Below are 1,173 nucleotides of genomic sequence, written 5' to 3'. Positions count from 1 at the left end.
CCGCCGCCGGCTGATAGGGAAGTGATCCAGCCTTTGCTTTTCAGTTGCAGCATCAAGCTCCCTTCGCCTTCGTAACCTAACAAATGAGCGAAATAAGAGAGAGGCTTCACGCCGTAGTGTTTATCCATTCCCGGCATAGGGAAGGTGAGAATGAGTTTGCGAAACTCTTTGATGGGCTCAATTTGAACCAAAATTCCGGTGCTGTCTTCAGTCCCAATCGGTACGTTAATCGATTTACCACTTAATTGATGATTAGGGATGTCAGCAAACATGGCTTCTACCCAAGCTTGCTGCTCATCAAGAGATTGAGGCCCAAACAACGTCAGCGTCATAAGATCGGCTGAATATTGAGAATGATGAAACTCGACAATTTCATCACGAATAGACTGACCATCTCGGTCGCCAAGCGTATCTAAATTGCCGACAGAGAATTTTGAAAATGGATGCTCTGGATTGATGACTTCTTTGTTAACTTGATACAAGCGACGCGAGTCGTCATTCAATTTCAGCTTGTACTCAGAGTCGACCGCTTGACGCTCTTTATCTAATGCTTCTTCATTAAACAGTGGCGCGGTAAAGAATTGGCTAAAGCGATCCAGTGCGTTTTCAAATGCACTTGGAGTAACATCAAAAAAGAAGCAGGTGTGCTCCGTTCCTGTCCACGCGTTATTCGTTCCACCATGTTGGCTAATATAACTTTGAAACTCGCCCACTTTAGGGTATTTTTCCGTACCCAAAAAAAGCATGTGTTCTAGATAGTGAGCCAGACCTTGACGATCAACTGGGTCGTCGAAGTGTCCAACGTTCACAGCTAGGGCGGCTGCCGACTGTTGAGCTGTATCAGAATGAATCAGCAATACGCGCAAGCCATTACTCAAAGTAAGGTAGCGGTATTGGTTTGAATCGTTTGGACTTAGGTGCACGATGCGTCTCCAGATTTCGCATTACATTAATTATGAACCCCAAAGGGGGTAGCGCAAATGTTGCGTTCGACAAATACTGCTTGCCGCATTTTTGTTATTCGTAAGAGTACTGCATTGGGCCCATCGCTTTTGCGTATGGGGTAGAGCTGTTTGAAGGAATGCACTGAGTTCATGACTTCATCGTAGAATGTGATGAACTGAGTATATTCTTTTTAATAGATTGTTAAGAAAGTCGCTATCTTTAGCAAGC

At 44.6% G+C, this 1,173-nt stretch carries 1 protein-coding gene; it reads right to left on the bottom strand.

Annotated features, from left to right (window positions below; all coding sequences use genetic code 11):
- The coding region (locus R8N28_RS25950) for an insulinase family protein (RefSeq protein ID WP_318183750.1) at window positions 1-923 on the bottom strand (923 nt) is incomplete at its 3' end.
- Between the last annotated feature and the right edge of the window lie 250 nt (window positions 924-1,173).

Source organism: Vibrio sp. Vb1554 (assembly GCF_033344235.1).
The sequence above is the reverse complement of the archived record's forward strand: the minus strand, read 5'-3'. Positions and strand labels throughout refer to the sequence as shown.